The organism is Kaistia sp. SLG-1, from assembly GCF_059699055.1.
This window is the reverse complement of sequence record NZ_AP048544.1, coordinates 4342790-4359515: the sequence shown is the minus strand read 5'-3', so window position 1 is coordinate 4359515 and position 16726 is coordinate 4342790. Positions and strand designations below refer to the sequence as shown.

Here is a 16726-nt window from a genome sequence, read left to right as displayed (position 1 = left end):
AATCAATGTAGGCGGCATCGGGGCATCTCCGCCGCGCGCTCCCGCCGGGGTCAACCGGCCGGCGGTTGGCAGCGTCTGCGGGGCGGTGTATCCCCGAAGCGCCCCTCCGAATGGGCTGATTCGTGCCGGAACAAGGGAAAGACGCGTCATGACCAATGAGATCGAACTCGAAGCCCTCGATCTCGCGGCGCTGCTCTGCAGTCGCGTCTGCCACGACATCATTTCCCCGGTCGGCGCGATCAACAACGGCCTCGAGGTTCTCGACGAAGAGACCAGCGAGGAGATGAAGAGCTTCGCCTTCGACCTGATCCGCAAGAGCGCGCGCCAGGCTTCCGCCAAGCTGCAATTCGCCCGCCTCGCCTTCGGCGCCGCCGGCTCCGCCGGCGCCGAGATCGACATCGGCGACGCCGAGAAGGTGGCGCGCGGCTACATGGAAGGCGAGAAGGCCGCGTTCGAATGGACCGCGCCGCGCGCGCTGATGCCGAAGAACCAGGTCAAGCTGATCCTCAACCTGGTGCTGATGGCGGTGGCGGCCGTGCCGCGCGGCGGCCTGATCAAGGTGACGATCACCGGCGAACCGGCCAAGCCGGACGTCATCTTCCACTGCTCGGGTCCGAGCGCCCGCATCCCGGCCGCGTTCGAAAAGCTCATTCCCGGCGCGATCGTCGACGTCAACATCGATGCGCATGCCGTGCAGCCCTATTATGCCGGCCTCTTGGCGCGTACCTGCGGCATGACGGTCGCCGCCGTCCTGGACGGCACCGACGTGATCATCACGGCGCGTTCGACGGCCGAGGAGCCGGTCGCAGAGGCGGCGGCGGAAGCGGAGGCTGTCGAAGCCAAGGCCGATCTGGCGGAAGCCGAGGCGCCGGCATCGACCGAGGCGTGAGCCTCGCCTAGCTCGATTTCGCGATCTTCCTGAGAATTCCAGACCGCGCCGATCCCCGATCGGCGCGGTTTTTGTTTGTCCGCCGGGGAGGGCGCGTTTCCACGAGAGCTCCATGGCCGGGATCCGGACACAAAAAACCCCGCCGCAGCGGGGTTTCAGTCTGAGCCGGGGGAGGGACCGGCTATGCGCTTGCGCGCATCTCGGCTTCATCGGGCTCGCGCAACACGTAGCCGCGTCCCCAGACGGTCTCGATGTAGTTGAGGCCGTTGGTGGCGGTCGCCAGCTTCTTGCGCAGCTTGCAGATGAACACGTCGATGATCTTCAGCTCGGGCTCGTCCATGCCGCCATAGAGATGGTTCAGGAACATCTCCTTGGTCAGCGTCGTGCCCTTGCGGAGCGAGAGCAGCTCCAGCATCTGGTATTCCTTGCCCGTCAGATGCACGCGGCTGCCATGCACTTCGACCGTCTTGGTGTCGAGATTGACGGTCAGCTCGCCGGTGATGATGACCGACTGGGCGTGGCCCTTCGAGCGGCGCACGATCGCATGGATGCGCGCAACGAGCTCGTCCTTGTGGAAGGGCTTGGTCATGTAGTCGTCGGCGCCGAAGCCGAGACCGCGCACCTTGTCCTCGATGCCGGCGAGGCCGGAGAGGATCAGGATCGGCGTCTTGACCTTGGCAACCCGCAGCGACCGGAGAACCTCGTATCCCGACATGTCGGGCAGGTTCAGGTCGAGCAGGATGATGTCGTAGTCGTAGAGCTTGCCGAGATCGACACCCTCTTCGCCGAGATCCGTCGTGTAGACGTTAAAATTCTCGGACTTGAGCATCAACTCGATGCTCTGCGCAGTGGCGCTGTCGTCCTCGATCAGCAGAACTCGCATACCAATCCCCTCAATTGCCTATCCTGGGCTTGGCGCTCCGGCCTCGAAAACCGGTGCTTGGAAAACGGCTCACCCCGATTCGAAGGCTAACGCTTAATGGTTAACAAATTCTGATTCGTGCTCACAAGGGGTTCAGGCGATTTATTCGGAAATCGCCTGACGTCTTTGAGATTCCGAACGATTTGGTGTGGATTGCACCATTTCATTCAATTGCACGAAATCCGGTAACCAATTGGTCGGACTCACGGAATTAGGATGAAGGCACCGCAGGACGGGTTTACCCGCCCTTAAGCCCTCCTGCGCCATGATTAACGCGAGACGTAAATGAAAGGTTAGCGCGAGGTCCGTGGCTTAAGGTTTTGACAAGTCTGATGGCCATTTGGCAGCGACATTGGGGAAAACTCCCCATCCGGCGCTGCCGGCGTCGCAGCGCGCCCGCGTCTCAGTGTTCAGGGAGTAACGAGTATGAAGTCGCGTGAGAGCCTCATTCGGCTGAAGCGGTTCCAGGCCGACGAAAAGCGCCGGCAGGTCAACCAGATCCAGACGATGGTCGCCGAGTTCGAGCGCATGGCGCGCGATCTCGAGGACCAGATCAATGTCGAGCAGGAGCGGGCCGGCATCCGCGATACCTCCCATTTCGCCTATCCGACCTTCGCCAAGGCGGCGATGCAGCGGCGCGACAATCTCCGCGCCTCCGCCCAGGATCTCGAGAGCCAGCTCGCGGCCGCCCAGGAAGGGCTCGACCTCGCCCTCGACGAACTGAAGAAGGTCGAGCTGATGGTGGTCCGCGACCAGGACCGCGAGCGCAGCGCCGCGACCCCCGGCCAGCGCCCGCCCGCGCCGGATCTCGCCGCCCGCCGCGCCAACCGCTCGTCCGCCGCCGAACGCCGCTCCTGGTAGCGTTCCGTTAACCCTCGGGCGTCGACGCCTCAGTCCGGCGAGGCCGGATCGATCAACGCGACATGCGGGCCTGCCGTTCGCGGCAGGTGACCGTCGAGGCGCGGATCGGTCGACACCTCGATCGCGAACTTGAACGGCGTGAAGCCGGATCGCCTGTAGAAGCGCAGGGCGGCCGGATGGTCGAACGAGCAGGTGTGGAGCCAGACGCGCTCCGTTCCCCCGCTCCAGGCCGCGGCAAGCGCCGCATGCATCAATTGGCGCGCCGCGCCGGTGCCCGTCGCCTCCGGCACCACCCCGAACATCGCGATCTCGACATCAGCCGGGCCGCCTTCGCCGCGATGCAGCTCGGCGAGGCCGATCGGCTCGCCGTCCTGCTCGAGGAAATGGATCTCGGTCGTCGGCCTGGCGAGAACAGCCGCCAGCGCGTCGTCGCTCATGACGGCGCGGGAAAACCACAGCCAGTCCGTGCCGATGCGGGCATAGAGCTTTCGGTAGGCGGCGAGGTCCGGCTTTTCGACATGGCGCACCGTGCGGCCGCTCGCCGTTTCCCCTTCGGTCCCAAGGGCGGGGCGGGCGCTCATCTCCAGATAGGTGACGACATTGGCGATCCGGCCCGGCGGCAGGTCGGTATAGCCGTCGAGGTCGAGCGCGATCGTCTCGCTCATTCCGTGATTTCCCGGTCGAGCAGGTAGCGCGCGGCGGCGATCATCGTCGGCCGGATGTTCGCACGTGCTGCGAAAACGAGAAGCAGCGACTCGTTCTCGAGGAAGAATTCCAGCACGCCGGAGAGAAATCCGGGGTCGCTCGCCGCGTCGCGCAGCGTCTCCGGTCCGAGCCCGACGAGCGCCAGGAAGCGGCCCAGCTCCTCGGGTTCGGACGCGAGGAACGCCAGCGCCTCAATCGCCAGCCGCTCTGCGCCCTCGAGGTCGAGCGGCGGCTCCTTCTGCCGGATCATGCATTTGCCTTTCCGAAACGAATCTTCGCTAATTTCAACTTCGATACCATCTAGTAGACGCCGTCGACGGGATCGAGGGCTGCAAGAAGGGCCGAATGGCAAAGACCGTTCTCGTGGTGGAAGACAACGAGCTCAACATGAAGCTCTTCCACGACCTGCTCGAAGCGCATGGCTACAACATCATCCAGACCCGCAACGGACTGGAAGCGCTGGAGCTCGCCCGCACGTACCGCCCCGACCTGATCCTGATGGACATCCAGCTGCCGGAGGTTTCCGGCCTGGAAGTGACGAAATGGATCAAGGAGGATGACGAGCTGCGCGCCATCCCGATCATCGCCGTCACCGCCTTCGCCATGAAGGGCGACGAGGAACGCATCCGCCAGGGCGGCTGCGAGGCCTACCTCTCCAAGCCGATCTCGATCGGCAAGTTCATCGAGACGGTAAAGACCTATATCGGCGACAATTGAGGTATCGGCCCTGCTGAGGCGCGCGTCCTTCAACTCTCCCATGGGAGAGGTCGGAGCGAAGCTCCGGGTGAGGGGTTGCGGCCTCTCTGGATGGGGCTGAACCCCTCACCCGCCGGCCTTCGGCCGTCGACCTCTCCCCATGGGAGAGGTGAAGAAGGCGCATCCGCCTGCTCCTCGACGTAGAGCTGCCCGGTCATCCCGCCTCCGCCGTCATCCCTGCGAAAGCAGGGATCCATGCGGCAGATTCTCGAAATTCGTCGTCCTGGCGCCTTCGCCGTGAGGCAAGCCCTGATTCCGTCGTGCGTCGTCCCGATGGATCCCTGCTTTCGCAGGGATGACGACGAGCGTGGGGCGGCTGCAGAGCGAACGCGGCGCCCGCTCGCAGCAGACCCGCGAGCATCCGCCCAACAAAAAAGGCGCCGAAGCGGCGCCTTTTTCGAAACGGTCGAAGCCGATCTTACTTGATCTTGGCTTCGCGGAACTCGACGTGCTTGCGCGCGACCGGGTCGTACTTCTTGGCCGAGAACTTCTCGGTCATGGTGCGCGAGTTCTTCTTCGTGACGTAGAAGAAGCCGGTGTCAGCGGAGCTCACGAGCTTGATCTTGATCGTGGTGGCCTTGGCCATGGTCAAACCTCAAAATTGTTGCGCGCAGCGTAGCAAGAACTGGCCCGGCGCCTTTGTGCGCGCACACTACGGATTCAGGATCGAAAGTCAAGGAAGGTTCTGCGCCCGGCGCGCTCGTCCCATGCGAATGATCAGCATCAGGAGGTAGGCGCCGAAGAACAGGCCCAGCCCGGCGGCGAAACCGTGCGGATTCCAGATGTCCATGGCGACGCCGAGCGTCGCCGGGCCGACCAGCCCGCCGAGCGAGTAGCAGAACACGAAGGCGGCGTTGGCGGCGGCGAGATCGGAGCCGCGGAAACGCGAGCCGAGATGGGCAAGGCCGACCGTATAGAGCGAGCCGATGACGCCGCCCCAGATCGCGAGCGCGATCATCAGCGGCCAGAACGAGGCGGCCACCAGCGGCAGGATCGCCGCGCCGACGATGCCGAAGGCGGCGATGATCATCAGCAGCGTCCGGCGGTTCATCCGGTCCGACAGCATGCCCATCGGCATCTGCAGCAGGATGTTGCCGATGGTGACGCCGATGCCGAGTAGGATCACCATTTCCCGCGTATGGCCGACGCGCTGGCCATAGATCGGCAGCAGCGAGAAGGCGCCCGTCTCGATCGTGCCGAAGAGCAGGGCGGCGCCGGTCGCGGCAGGCGCCAGGAACAGGAAACGGCCGAAGGAATGCTTCTCGCGGCGGTCGAGCTTGGGCGCGACGCGGAGGCCGCAGAGCACCGGAATGATGCCGAGCGTCAGGACGACGGATCCGAGCGCGAAGGGGAACAGGCCCTGCGTGCCGGTCAGCGACAGAATCACCGGGCCGAGCGCGAAGCCGCCGGAAAGCACCGAGGCGTAGACGCCCATGACGACGCCGCGCCGCGCCGGCGGCGCCGCCGAACTGATCCAGAACTCGGACAGCACGAAGGTGATGGTGACGGCGGCGCCGGCGACGAGGCGCAGCACGAACCAGACCCAGAAAGGCGAGAGGAAGAAGAGCGGCAGCGTCGCGGCCAGGACGAGGATCGCCAGCGCCAAAAGCTGCGCCGTGCCGATTCGCGCCGCGAGCTTCGAGACGAAGGGGGTGATGGCGATCGCGGCCAGGCCCCAGGTGGCGGTGTTGAGGCCGATCCAGGTCGAGGAGATGCCCCGGTCTTCGAGTGTCAGCGCCAAGAGCGGCAGCGTGATCGAGAAGCCGAGGCCGACGGCTGCGACCGATCCGATGGCGGCGACGAGGCCGATCATGCCACCGCCATCGGTCCGTCGCTCGGGTGCCATGGTCATGTATTCGCCTCGGAGACTGGAATGCGGAGACTTTGGATGCGGTGCATCATGAAGGACGCGCCGTTCTAGACGCTGCCCGCAGCGGGGTCGAGAGGGGTGTCTACCGGTTGTCGGGCGGACGCGGCGCCAGGCCGTGCTCGTCCGGGTCGCCTTCCGGATCGAAGCCGTGCATGTACATCGCCCATTGCAGGCCGACCACCGATCCCTTGATCGGCCGCAGCAATCCGAGCGTGAGGATCGCCGTCAGCGGCAGCCAGATCGCCAGATGCGTCGCGTTGGAGAGATGCCAGGCCATCTCGACGATCAGCATCAGCGGCACGATGATGTGGGCGACGATGGTGATGGTGAAATAGGGCGGGGCGTCATCGGCGCGCTGGTGCGACAGGTCCTCGCCGCAGGCGGCGCAGGTATCGACGACGGTCAGGTAGCCGTTGAAGAGGCGGCCCTGACCACAGGCCGGGCAACGGCACAGGAAGCCGCGGGTCATGGCCTGCGCCAACGGACGCTTGGGCCGGGCCGTCGCCGCCGCGCTGCTGATCCACTCGTTCATCCGCTTCTCCTCGTCGCGGTTGATATCGCGACTGCGTCCCGGGGTACAAGCCGACGCGGCAATCCACCGCGTCGGCGGGGCGACGGCGAGGCAATGGCGAGAGAGCGGCGGGGGAACGGATTGTCATTTGCGCGGCGGGGCGGCAGAGATGGGCGGACGGCGGATCGGCATCCGCGCGGCGGCGGATCGGCGCGACAAAAGTCGGCGGAACGGGCCCGGCGGCCTTGTCGCCCGGGACGACTCTCAATATAGGGATCGCTTCAAATGAACGCGCTCAAATCAAGTCCCGCCGCAGTGTTCGCGCATCGCCACCTGCTAGGCATCGAAGGTCTCCTGCCCGAGGAGATCATCGCCCTTCTCGACCTCGCCGAACAGGCCGTCGAAGTCAGCCGACAGGTCGAGAAGAAAAAATCCGTCCTGCGCGGACGCACCCAGATCAACCTGTTCTTCGAGGCCTCGACGCGGACGCAGTCCTCGTTCGAGCTGGCCGGAAAGCGCCTCGGCGCCGACGTCATGAACATGTCGGTCGGTTCGTCCTCGGTGAAGAAGGGCGAGACGCTCATCGACACCGCGATGACGCTGAACGCGATGAACCCGGACATACTGGTCGTCCGCCATCACGCCGCCGGCGCTGTGCACCTGCTCGCGCAGAAGGTCGGCTGCTCGGTCATCAACGCCGGCGACGGCGCGCATGAGCACCCGACCCAGGCGCTGCTCGACGCGCTGACGATCCGCCGCCACAAGGGCCCGATCCACGACCTCACGGTCGCGATCTGCGGCGACATCCTGCATTCGCGCGTCGCCCGCTCGAACATCATGCTTTTGAACGCGCTCGGCGCGCGGGTCCGCTGCATCGGGCCGTCGACGCTGCTGCCGAAGGGCCTCGACCGCCTCGGCGTCGAGATCTTCACCGACATGCGCAAGGGCCTCGTCGACGCCGACATCGTCATGATGCTGCGCCTGCAGCGCGAGCGCATGGACGGCTCCTTCGTGCCGTCAGTGCGCGAGTATTTCCACTTCTTCGGCCTCGATGCCGAAAAGCTCGCCATCGCCAGGCCCGACGCGCTGGTGATGCATCCGGGCCCGATGAACCGGGGCGTCGAGATCGACTCGGCCATCGCCGATGGTCCGCAGAGCCTGATCCGCGACCAGGTCGAGATGGGCGTCGCCGTGCGCATGGCGGTGCTCGAAGCCCTGGCCCAGAACCTTCCGAACGGATGAGGGCGACATGAACGCCGAGCGCCTGAACCCGACCGAGCGTCCGCTCGTCCTCAAGAATGTCCGCGTCATCGATCCCTCGCGCAATCTCGACGCCCGGGGCAGCGTTGTCGTCGCCGACGGCGTGATCGTCGCTGCCGGGCCGGAAGCCGATGGCGTGGCGCTGCCGGATGACGCCGAGATCCTCGATTGCCGCGGCGCCGTCGTGATGCCGGGCTTGGTCGACATGCGCGTCTTCGTCGGCGAGCCCGGCGCCGAGCATCGCGAGACCTTCGCCTCGGCCGGCCAGGCGGCCGCCGCCGGCGGCGTCACCACCATGATCACCATGCCGGACACCGATCCGGTGATCGACGACGTGGCGCTGGTCGACTACATCGCCCGCCGCACCCGCGACACGACGCTGGTGCGCGTGCTGCCGATGGCCGCCGTCACCAAGGGTCTCAAGGGCCGCGAGATGACCGAGTTCGGCCTCCTGCGCGAAGCGGGCGCGGTCGGCTTCACCGAGGGCCGCCACTCGATCACCAACGCGCTGGTGCTGCGCCGGGCGCTGACCTATGCGCGCGATTTCGGCGCGCTGATCATGCATCATCCGGCCGATCCCGACCTGACCGGCTCGGGCGTGATGAACGAGGGAGAGACGGCGACGCGCCTCGGCCTTTCGGGCATTCCGAAGGAAGCCGAGATCATCATGCTGGAGCGCGACGTCCGCCTCGCGGCGCTGACGCGCGGCCGCTATCACGCGGCGCAGATCTCCTGCGCGGAATCGCTCGAGATCATCCGCCGCGCCAAGAAGGCGGGCCTCGCCGTCTCCTGCGGCGTCTCGGCCACGCATCTGGCGCTGAACGAGCTCGACATCGGGCCGTACCGCACCTTCTTCCGCCTATCGCCGCCGCTCCGTTCGGAGGACGACCGCCTGGCGATGATCGAGGGCGTCGCGGACGGCACGATCGACGTCATCGTCTCCAGCCACGATCCGCAGGATGTCGACACCAAGCGCCATCCCTTCGCGGAAGCGGAGGACGGCGCCGTCGGGCTCGAGACGCTGCTCGCCGTGGCGCTGCGTCTCGTCAACAATGGCGAGGTCGACCTTCTGACCGTCGCCCGCGCGCTCTCGACCCGGCCGGCCGACCTGCTCGGGCTTCCCGGCGGACGGCTGACGCCGGGCGCTCCGGCCGATCTCATCCTCGTCGACCCGACCATGCCGTGGGTCTGCGACGGCGAGAAGCTGCGCTCGCGCTCGAAGAACACGCCGTTCGAGGGCGCCCGCTTCGAGGGCCGCGTGCTCCGGACAATCGTTGCGGGCCGCACCGTCTACGCATACGCTGCCGACTGACGGGGGCGTCCGCGACGCCGGCCACAGCGATGCCGGCGTTCGCGCATTTGATTTGAGTTCGGGGGAATGACCATGCCGCAGCCAATCGGCTGGGATCTCAGCGCGCCGCTCATCCTGGCGGCGCTCGTCCTCGGCTATCTGCTCGGGTCGATCCCGTTCGGGCTGATCCTGACGCGCTTCGCCGGCCTCGGCGATGTCCGCGCCATCGGCTCCGGCAATATCGGCGCCACCAATGTGCTCAGGACCGGCAACAAGAAGCTCGCCGCCGCGACGCTGGTCGGCGATGCGCTGAAGGGCACCGTCGCGGTGCTGCTGGCCGGCCATTTCTGGGGCCCGGAAGCGGCGATCCTCGCCGGTCTCGGCGCCTTCCTCGGCCACGTCTTCCCGGTCTGGCTCGGTTTCAAGGGCGGCAAGGGCGTCGCCACCTATCTCGGCGTGCTGATCGGCCTCGCCTGGCCGATGGCGCTGCTCTTCGCCGTCGTCTGGCTCGCCGTCGCCTATCTGAGCCGCTATTCGTCGCTGGCGGCCCTGATCGCCAGCGCCGTGGTGCCGCTCACGCTTCTCGCCGTCGGCGATTATCCGAAGGCGCTGCTCTTCGCCGTGCTGGCGGTGATCCTGTTCCTCAAGCACCGGCCGAACATCGCCCGGCTGCTATCCGGCAGCGAAAGCCGGATCGGCCAGAAGGGCTGAGGCGATGGAGCGCGGGGCGAAGGATCTTCCCCGCGCCGACCGCCGGAACGACGCGCCGCGCCTCTCCGATGACGAGCGGCTGGCCTGGCTCCGCCTGATCCGCAGCGAGAATGTCGGCCCGGTGACGTTTCGCGGCCTGATTGAGCATTTCGGCAGCGCCGAGCGCGCGATCGCCGGCCTGCCCGAGCTTGCCGCCCGCAGCGGCCGCCGCATCCGCATCGCCGGCGTCAACGAGGCCGAGCGCGAGATCGCGGCGCTCGCCCGCCTCGGTGGCCAGTTCCTCGCCATCCGGGAGCCCGGCTACCCCGCCTGGCTACGCGAGATCGACGCGCCGCCGCCGCTCGTCGCCATTCGCGGCGATCCGGCCGTGTTCGCGCGTCCGGCGATCGCCGTCGTCGGCGCCCGCAATGCCTCCGTCGCCGGCCGTCGCATGGCGCAGATCCTGGCGCGCAACCTCGGCGAGGCGGGGCATGTCGTCGTCTCGGGGCTGGCGCGCGGCATCGACGCGGCGGCGCATGAGGCGGCGCTGGCATCCGGCACGATCGCCGTCTTCGCCGGCGGGCTCGACCGGCTCTATCCGCCCGAGAACGCGGCGCTCGCCGACCGCATCCTGGCGTCCGGGGGCGCGCATCTTACGGAGATGCCGCTCGGCTGGGAGCCGCGCGCACGGGATTTCCCGCGGCGGAACCGCCTCGTTTCCGGCATCGCCGCTGGTGTCGTCGTCGTCGAGGCGGCGGAGCGTTCGGGATCGCTGATCACGGCGCGGCTCGCCGGCGAGCAGGGCAGGGTGGTGTTCGCCGTGCCGGGATCGCCGCTCGACCCGCGCGCCGCCGGCGCCAACCGGCTGATCAAGCAGGGCGCCCATCTGGTGACCGGCGTCGCCGACATCCTCGACATCCTCGCGCCGATGCTCGAGCGCGACGCTGCGGCGGCGAACTGGCCGGACACCGCGCCGGAAGTCTCGGGGCTCGGCGAGCGCGAGGATCCGAGCGAAAGGGATCGCGACGTGCTGATCGAGGCGCTGGGGCCGGTGCCGACCGAGATCGACGCGCTGATTCGATGGACCGGGCTTCCGGCGGGAACGGTGCACGTCCTGCTTCTGGAGCTCGATCTCGGAGGGCGGATCGAGCGGCATGCCGGGCAGCGCGTGTCGCTATTGGATTAGGAATCGTCCGGGGAGGGATAGAGCCCATCCGCATCGGCCAGGACCTTGGCCGTGGTCTCGGTGCGCAGGGAGCGGTGCGTGGACCGGGCTTCTTCTTCGGCGACGGAGAGGAGATAGGCGAGAACGGGGAGGTCTGCGTTGGTGGCGATGGCCCGGAGGTCTTTCGCCATATCGGCCACATAGCCGGAAACGGAGCGCTGCACCGTTTCGATCGGTTCGGTCCGCGCCATCCCCGCAACGCTTGCATCATCAAACGGCAATGCCATATTCCGTCACCTCGGATGGTGGTTGGCTTCCATAATTCTAATATAATTCCAATCTTGAATTATAGGCAATCTGACTGGTTGCGCAGTTGCCAAACGAGCCATTCATTGACAGGCAAGGTGCTTTCCGGGATTGTCCAGCCCGACTGCGCCCACCCTCGTGGGATCGGCGGATGGACCGCCTTGCTCCAATTTCCCGCCGGAACGGGCCCTTGCCCGTTCGGCCTTTTCGTAAATGGCATTGATGAATCTCGTCATCGTGGAATCGCCTGCCAAGGCGAAAACGATCAACAAGTACCTCGGCTCCGACTATCAGGTCGTGGCTTCCTACGGCCATGTCCGCGACCTGCCGTCGAAAGACGGCTCGGTGCTGCCGGACGAGGACTTTGCCATGAGCTGGGAGGCGGACCCGAAGTCCGCCAAGCGCCTCGTCGACATGGCCGCCGCCGCCAAGGCCGCCGACCGCATCATCCTCGCAACCGACCCGGATCGCGAAGGAGAGGCGATCTCGTGGCACGTGCTCGAGGTCCTGAAGCAGAAGCGGGCGATCAAGGACAAGCCGGTCGAGCGCGTCGTCTTCAACGCCATCACCAAGCAGGCCGTCCTCGACGCGATGAAGAATCCGCGCCCGATCGACGAGGCCCTGGTCGATGCCTATCTGGCGCGCCGGGCGCTCGACTATCTGGTCGGCTTCACCCTGTCGCCGGTGCTGTGGCGCAAGCTGCCGGGCGCCCGCTCGGCCGGTCGCGTCCAGTCGGTGGCGCTGCGCCTCGTCTGCGACCGCGAGAACGAGATCGAGGTCTTCAAGCCCCGCGAATACTGGTCGCTGGTGGCGACGCTGGCGACGCCGCGGGGCGACGAATTCCTGGCCCGCCTCGTCGGCGCCGACGGCAAGAAGATCAGCCGCCTCGACGTCGGCACGGCCGAGGAGGCGGAAGCCTTCCGAAGCGCGCTCGACGCCGGCCGCTACACGGTCGCCGAGATCGAATCGAAGCCCGCCAAGCGCCATCCCTTCGCGCCCTTCACCACCTCGACCTTGCAGCAGGAAGCGAGCCGCAAGCTCGGCTTCGCGCCGAACCGCACCATGCAGCTGGCGCAGCGCCTGTATGAAGGCGTCGACATCGGCGGCGAGACGGTCGGTCTCATCACCTATATGCGTACCGACGGCGTCGACATGGCGCCGGAAGCGGTCGCCGCCGTGCGCGGCGTGATCGGCGAGGATTTCTCGGCCAAGCACCTGCCCGGCGCGCCGCGCAAATACCAGGTGAAGGCGAAGAACGCCCAGGAAGCGCACGAGGCGATCCGTCCGACTGATCCGAAGCGCCGTCCGCGCGAAGTCGCCCGCTATGTCGATAGCGACCAGGCCCGCCTCTACGAGCTGATCTGGAAGCGCACCGTCGCCAGCCAGATGGAATCGGCCGAGATGCAGCGCACCGCGGTCGACATTCTCGTCGACGCCGGCGGCCGCAAGATCGACCTTCGCGCCTCCGGCCAGGTGATGGTCTTCGACGGCTTCCTCGCCCTCTACAACGAGGACAAGGACGACGACGGCGACGATGACGAGGGCCGCCTGCCGCGCATGGAGAAGGGCGAGGCGCTGACCAAGAAGGCGATCGCCGCCACCCAGCATTTCACCGAGCCGCCGCCGCGCTACAGCGAGGCGACGCTGGTGAAGCGCATGGAAGAGCTCGGCATCGGCCGTCCCTCGACCTATGCGGCGACGCTCGGCGTGCTGCAGGACCGCGAATATGTGCGGATCGAGAAGAAGCGCCTCGTTCCCGAGGACAAGGGCCGCCTGGTCACGGCGTTCCTGCAGAGCTTCTTCTCGCGCTATGTCGAATATGATTTCACCGCCGATCTCGAAGAGAAGCTCGACCAGATCTCGGCCGGCGAGATCGCCTGGAAGGACGTGCTGCGCGAGTTCTGGCAGCGCTTCGCCGCCGATGTCGGCGACACCAAGGAACTGCGCGTCACGCAGGTCCTCGATGCGCTGAACGACCTGCTGGGCCCGCATATCTTCCCGGCCCGCGCCGATGGCGGCGACCCGCGCGCCTGCCCGTCCTGCGGCACCGGCCGCCTGTCGCTGAAGCTCGGCAAGTTCGGCTCCTTCATCGGCTGCTCGAACTATCCGGAATGCCGCTTCACCCGCCAGCTGGCCGCCTCGGGCGACGATGCGACGCCGGGCGAGAACGGCGAGAACGGCTCGGCGCTTGGCGCCGAGGGCTCGAAGGTGCTCGGCACCGACCCCGAGACCGGGCTCGAGGTGAGCGTGCGTACGGGCCGCTTCGGTCCCTATGTCCAGCTCGGCGAGCCCGAGGGCAAGGAGAAGCCGAAACGGGCGAGCCTGCCCAAGGGCTGGGACGCCGCGACCCTCGACCTCGAACGGGCGCTGGCGCTTCTGTCGCTGCCGCGCGAGGTCGGTGTTCATCCCGAGGACGGCAAGCCGATCCAGGCCGGCATCGGCCGCTACGGCCCGTTCCTGCTGCATGACGGCAAATACGCCAATCTCGAAAGCGTCGACGAGGTGTTCGAGGTCGGCATCAACCGCGCCGTTGCCGTCATCGCCGAGAAGAAGGCGCGCGGCGGCCGGCCGGCTCGCGCCGGCGCCGAGCCCTTGAAGACGCTGGGCGACCACCCGACATTGGGCGGGGCGGTCACTGTGCATGCGGGCAAGTACGGCCCCTATGTGAAGCACGGCGCCGTCAACGCGACCCTGCCGAAGACCTTGCCGCCCGAGACCGTATCGCTCGAGGAAGCCGTAGCCCTGATCGCCGAAAAGGCGGGCAAGGCGCCGGTGAAGAAGACGCGCGCGGCGGCGAAGCCGGCTGCCGCGAAGAAGGCTCCGGCCAAGAAGGCCGCTGCCAAGGCGTCTTCGGACGACGCGTCGGAAGATGCGCCGGCGAAGAAGGCGCCCGCCAAGAAGGCCGCGGCCAAGAAACCGGCTGCGAAGAAGACTGCCGCCAAGAAGGCGGAGACCGAGGCGGACGCCGACTAGGCGATCGCCGTGGAACCGTTCAAGGCCGGCTGTTGCCAGAAATGGCGCGGCCGGCCATTCTCGTTTCTCCCTCCGGGAGAGCCGGGGCCCCGCGTCCCGACACCCACTTTCCGAACTGGACATTATTTACTTGGCCAAGAAGCCAGACACTCCCCCCAAATCCCCCAAGGTCCGGACGCCCGGCGCGAGATCCGCGACGCGTTCCGCCGCCTTCGCCAAGGCCTCCGGCAAGCCGGTTGCCCCCGTCGCGCCGCCCGCCAACGGCATGCCCTCGCGTGAGGCGATCCTCGCCTTCATCGCCGAGAATCCCGGCAAGGCGACCAAGCGCGAGATCTCGAAACATTTCGGCATTTCCGGCGGCGCCCGCATCGCGCTGAAGCGCACGCTCAAGGAATTGAGCGAGGACGGCCTCGTCGAGAAGAACCGCAAGAAGCTGACGCGTCCGGGCGATATTCCGCCCGTCACCGTGCTGACGATCGTCGAGCGCGACGAGGACGGCGAATTCATCGCCCAGCCCGCCAACTGGGACAAGGACCACGGCGACGCGCCGCGCATCCTGATCCGCGCCAATCGCGGCAAGCCGCTGGTGCCCGCACCCGGCATCGGCGATCGCGTGCTGTCGCATGTCGATCCCGCCGATCTCGAGGCCACGGGCTATGCCCATACCGGCCGCATCATCAAGGTGATCGAGAAGCGCGCCGCCTCGATCCTCGGCGTCGTGCGCCTGACGCCGCATGGCGCGCGCATCGATCCGGTCGATCGCAAGCAACGCGAGGCGGACGTCGATCCCGACGACCTGAACGGCGCCAAGGACGGCGATCTCGTCGCCGTCGAGCCGAAGCGCGCCACGCGCTACGGCCCGCCGCGCGTGCGCGTCGTCGAGATCGTCGGCGCGATGACGAGCGAGAAGGCGGTCTCGATGATCGCCATCCATGCGCACGACATCCCCTATGTCTTCCCGCAGGCCGTGCTCGACGAGGCCGAGCGGGCGAAGCCGGCGGTCATCTCCGGCAGTCGCGAGGACTGGCGCCATGTGCCGCTGGTCACCATCGACCCGGCCGACGCCAAGGACCATGACGACGCCGTCTATGCCGAGCCGGATCCCGATCCCGAGAATCCCGGCGGCTTCCTCGTCACCGTCGCGATCGCCGATGTCGCCTGGTATGTACGGCCGAATTCGCCGCTCGACCGCGAGGCGCTGAAGCGCGGCAATTCGGTCTATTTCCCCGACCGCGTCGTGCCGATGCTGCCGGAGCGGATCTCGAATGATCTCTGCTCGCTGCGCGAGGGCGAGGATCGCCCGGCGCTGGCGGTCAAGATGCAGTTCACCGCCGAGGGCAAGAAGAAGTTCCACTGGTTCCACCGCGTCATGATGCGGTCGGCGGCGAAGCTCGCCTACAGCCAGGCGCAGGATGCCATCGACGGCCGGCCCGACGACAAGACCGGTCCGCTGCTGGAGCCGATCCTGAAGCCGCTCTGGGCCGCCTATGCCGTGATGAAGCGCGGCCGCGACAACCGCGAGCCGCTCGATCTCGACCTGCCGGAGCGCAAGGTCGTGGTCGGCGCCGACGGCGCCATCGACCGGATCGTCGTTCCCGAACGCCTCGACGCGCACAAGCTGATCGAGGAGTTCATGATCCAGGCGAACGTCGCCGCCGCCGAGACGCTGGAGCGCAAGGGCTCGCCGCTCGTCTACCGCGTGCACGACGCCCCGTCGCTGGCCAAGCTCGAGGCGCTGCGCGAGTTCCTCGCCTCGATCGAGATGAACCTGCCGAAGAGCGGCAATCTCCGGCCGAGCCACTTCAACCTGATCCTCGACCGGGTGAAGGACAGCGAGCACGCCGCCCTCGTCAACGAGGTGGTGCTGCGCTCGCAGAGCCAGGCGATCTACAGCCCGGAGAATATCGGCCATTTCGGCCTCAATCTCCGCCGCTACGCGCATTTCACCTCGCCGATCCGCCGCTATGCCGACCTGATCGTCCACCGCGCCCTGGTCCGTTCGCTGGAGCTGGGCGAGGGCGGGCTGCAGGATGGCCTGGAGAAGGATCTCGAGGCGATCGCGCAGGAGATCTCCGGCGCCGAGCGTCGCGCCATGGCGGCCGAGCGCGAGACGATCGACCGTCTCGTCGCGCATTGGCTGGCCGATCGCGTCGGCGCGCATTTCAACGGCCGCATCGCCGGCGTCACGCGGGCGGGCCTGTTCGTCAAGCTCGACGAGACGGGCGCCGACGGCTTCGTGCCGATCGGCTCGATCGGCTCCGACTACTACCAGTTCGACGAGGCGCGCCAGGCCGTGATCGGCTCGCGCACCGGCGAGATGTTCCGCCTCGGCGACGCGGTGGAGGTCAAGCTGGTCGAGGTTGCGCCGGTCGCAGGCGCCCTCCGCTTCGAGCTGATGTCGGACGGCAAGATGCTGCCCAAGGGCGAGCGCAAGGTGGCGGACGAGGGCGGCTTCCGCGGCCGTCGTGGCCGGCCGGGCGGCGGCTCGTTCAAGGGCAGGCCCGGGGGCAAGCGCCACTGAGCCGGG

General features: G+C 67.3%; 16 protein-coding genes. 9 read left to right on the top strand and 7 right to left on the bottom strand.

Features of this window, described 5'->3' with window-relative positions:
- The first annotated feature begins 148 nt into the window (after window positions 1–148).
- Window positions 149–889 (top strand): histidine phosphotransferase ChpT, encoded by a 741-nt coding sequence (gene chpT, locus AC6HZP_RS20280; protein ID WP_497524317.1) that lies wholly within the window; start codon window positions 149–151, stop codon window positions 887–889.
- A 181-nt stretch (window positions 890–1070) separates the two neighbouring features.
- Here chpT and ctrA read toward each other — a convergent pair whose 3' ends face one another.
- On the bottom strand, window positions 1071–1772 hold the full coding sequence (gene ctrA, locus AC6HZP_RS20275; protein WP_018181265.1) for a response regulator transcription factor CtrA: 702 nt from the start codon (window positions 1770–1772) through the stop codon (window positions 1071–1073).
- A 465-nt stretch (window positions 1773–2237) separates the two neighbouring features.
- Between ctrA and AC6HZP_RS20270 the strand changes: the two genes are divergently transcribed.
- Window positions 2238–2672, top strand: coding sequence for a flagellar export protein FliJ (locus tag AC6HZP_RS20270; RefSeq protein WP_201400737.1), 435 nt, complete (start codon window positions 2238–2240; stop codon window positions 2670–2672).
- Window positions 2673–2701: 29 nt separating this feature from the next.
- Here AC6HZP_RS20270 and AC6HZP_RS20265 read toward each other — a convergent pair whose 3' ends face one another.
- Window positions 2702–3337 carry a GNAT family N-acetyltransferase gene (locus tag AC6HZP_RS20265; protein WP_497524316.1) on the bottom strand — a complete coding sequence of 212 codons (636 nt, stop codon included), beginning with the start codon at window positions 3335–3337 and terminating at the stop codon, window positions 2702–2704.
- A complete protein-coding gene (locus AC6HZP_RS20260) occupies window positions 3334–3627 on the bottom strand; it encodes a DUF3572 domain-containing protein (RefSeq protein ID WP_201400735.1) in 294 nt (97 codons plus the stop codon). Before AC6HZP_RS20260 ends, AC6HZP_RS20265 begins: the two co-directional genes overlap by 4 nt.
- A 95-nt stretch (window positions 3628–3722) precedes the next feature.
- Between AC6HZP_RS20260 and AC6HZP_RS20255 the strand changes: the two genes are divergently transcribed.
- Window positions 3723–4094, top strand: a complete 372-nt coding sequence (locus tag AC6HZP_RS20255) for a response regulator (RefSeq protein WP_201400734.1) — start codon at window positions 3723–3725, stop codon at window positions 4092–4094.
- Between the two features lie 457 nt (window positions 4095–4551).
- Here AC6HZP_RS20255 and rpmG read toward each other — a convergent pair whose 3' ends face one another.
- The 3 genes from rpmG to AC6HZP_RS20240 form a co-directional block, all read right to left on the bottom strand.
- A complete protein-coding gene (gene rpmG / locus AC6HZP_RS20250) occupies window positions 4552–4719 on the bottom strand; it encodes a 50S ribosomal protein L33 (RefSeq protein ID WP_018181260.1) in 168 nt (55 codons plus the stop codon).
- 87 nt (window positions 4720–4806) lie between these two features.
- On the bottom strand, window positions 4807–5985 hold the full coding sequence (locus AC6HZP_RS20245) for an MFS transporter (protein WP_201400733.1): 1179 nt from the start codon (window positions 5983–5985) through the stop codon (window positions 4807–4809).
- 100 nt (window positions 5986–6085) lie between these two features.
- Window positions 6086–6535, bottom strand: coding sequence for a DUF983 domain-containing protein (locus AC6HZP_RS20240; protein WP_497524315.1), 450 nt, complete (start codon window positions 6533–6535; stop codon window positions 6086–6088).
- A gap of 264 nt (window positions 6536–6799) precedes the next feature.
- On the opposite strand from AC6HZP_RS20240, the gene AC6HZP_RS20235 reads away from it, so the two are divergent.
- From AC6HZP_RS20235 to dprA, 4 genes are all read left to right on the top strand, one after another.
- Window positions 6800–7756 (top strand): aspartate carbamoyltransferase catalytic subunit, encoded by a 957-nt coding sequence (locus AC6HZP_RS20235; protein WP_497524314.1) that lies wholly within the window; start codon window positions 6800–6802, stop codon window positions 7754–7756.
- A 7-nt stretch (window positions 7757–7763) separates the two neighbouring features.
- A complete protein-coding gene (locus AC6HZP_RS20230) occupies window positions 7764–9086 on the top strand; it encodes a dihydroorotase (protein ID WP_497524313.1) in 1323 nt (440 codons plus the stop codon).
- 72 nt (window positions 9087–9158) lie between these two features.
- Complete coding sequence (plsY, locus tag AC6HZP_RS20225) at window positions 9159–9776, top strand: glycerol-3-phosphate 1-O-acyltransferase PlsY (RefSeq protein ID WP_201400729.1); 618 nt, start codon at window positions 9159–9161, stop codon at window positions 9774–9776.
- A gap of 4 nt (window positions 9777–9780) precedes the next feature.
- Window positions 9781–10941 (top strand): DNA-processing protein DprA, encoded by a 1161-nt coding sequence (gene dprA / locus AC6HZP_RS20220; protein WP_497524312.1) that lies wholly within the window; start codon window positions 9781–9783, stop codon window positions 10939–10941.
- Here the strand turns inward: dprA and AC6HZP_RS20215 are convergent.
- The gene (locus AC6HZP_RS20215; RefSeq protein WP_201400727.1) at window positions 10938–11207 is read right to left on the bottom strand and encodes a hypothetical protein; all 270 of its coding nucleotides are present in this window, start codon (window positions 11205–11207) and stop codon (window positions 10938–10940) included. The two genes, dprA and AC6HZP_RS20215, sit on opposite strands and share 4 nt — an antisense overlap.
- 241 nt (window positions 11208–11448) lie before the next feature.
- On the opposite strand from AC6HZP_RS20215, the gene topA reads away from it, so the two are divergent.
- A complete protein-coding gene (topA, locus tag AC6HZP_RS20210) occupies window positions 11449–14199 on the top strand; it encodes a type I DNA topoisomerase (protein ID WP_497526831.1) in 2751 nt (916 codons plus the stop codon).
- A gap of 130 nt (window positions 14200–14329) precedes the next feature.
- Window positions 14330–16720 carry a ribonuclease R gene (gene rnr / locus AC6HZP_RS20205; RefSeq protein ID WP_497524311.1) on the top strand — a complete coding sequence of 797 codons (2391 nt, stop codon included), beginning with the start codon at window positions 14330–14332 and terminating at the stop codon, window positions 16718–16720.
- Window positions 16721–16726: the final 6 nt, after the last annotated feature.

Coding starts and splice junctions, on each gene's coding strand:
- chpT (WP_497524317.1), top strand. CDS start 149: ATGACCAATGAGATCGAACTCGAAGCCCTCGATCTCGCGGCGCTGCTC.
- ctrA (WP_018181265.1), bottom strand. CDS start 1,772: ATGCGAGTTCTGCTGATCGAGGACGACAGCGCCACTGCGCAGAGCATC.
- AC6HZP_RS20270 (WP_201400737.1), top strand. CDS start 2,238: ATGAAGTCGCGTGAGAGCCTCATTCGGCTGAAGCGGTTCCAGGCCGAC.
- AC6HZP_RS20265 (WP_497524316.1), bottom strand. CDS start 3,337: ATGAGCGAGACGATCGCGCTCGACCTCGACGGCTATACCGACCTGCCG.
- AC6HZP_RS20260 (WP_201400735.1), bottom strand. CDS start 3,627: ATGATCCGGCAGAAGGAGCCGCCGCTCGACCTCGAGGGCGCAGAGCGG.
- AC6HZP_RS20255 (WP_201400734.1), top strand. CDS start 3,723: ATGGCAAAGACCGTTCTCGTGGTGGAAGACAACGAGCTCAACATGAAG.
- rpmG (WP_018181260.1), bottom strand. CDS start 4,719: ATGGCCAAGGCCACCACGATCAAGATCAAGCTCGTGAGCTCCGCTGAC.
- AC6HZP_RS20245 (WP_201400733.1), bottom strand. CDS start 5,985: ATGACCATGGCACCCGAGCGACGGACCGATGGCGGTGGCATGATCGGC.
- AC6HZP_RS20240 (WP_497524315.1), bottom strand. CDS start 6,535: ATGAACGAGTGGATCAGCAGCGCGGCGGCGACGGCCCGGCCCAAGCGT.
- AC6HZP_RS20235 (WP_497524314.1), top strand. CDS start 6,800: ATGAACGCGCTCAAATCAAGTCCCGCCGCAGTGTTCGCGCATCGCCAC.
- AC6HZP_RS20230 (WP_497524313.1), top strand. CDS start 7,764: ATGAACGCCGAGCGCCTGAACCCGACCGAGCGTCCGCTCGTCCTCAAG.
- plsY (WP_201400729.1), top strand. CDS start 9,159: ATGCCGCAGCCAATCGGCTGGGATCTCAGCGCGCCGCTCATCCTGGCG.
- dprA (WP_497524312.1), top strand. CDS start 9,781: ATGGAGCGCGGGGCGAAGGATCTTCCCCGCGCCGACCGCCGGAACGAC.
- AC6HZP_RS20215 (WP_201400727.1), bottom strand. CDS start 11,207: ATGGCATTGCCGTTTGATGATGCAAGCGTTGCGGGGATGGCGCGGACC.
- topA (WP_497526831.1), top strand. CDS start 11,449: ATGAATCTCGTCATCGTGGAATCGCCTGCCAAGGCGAAAACGATCAAC.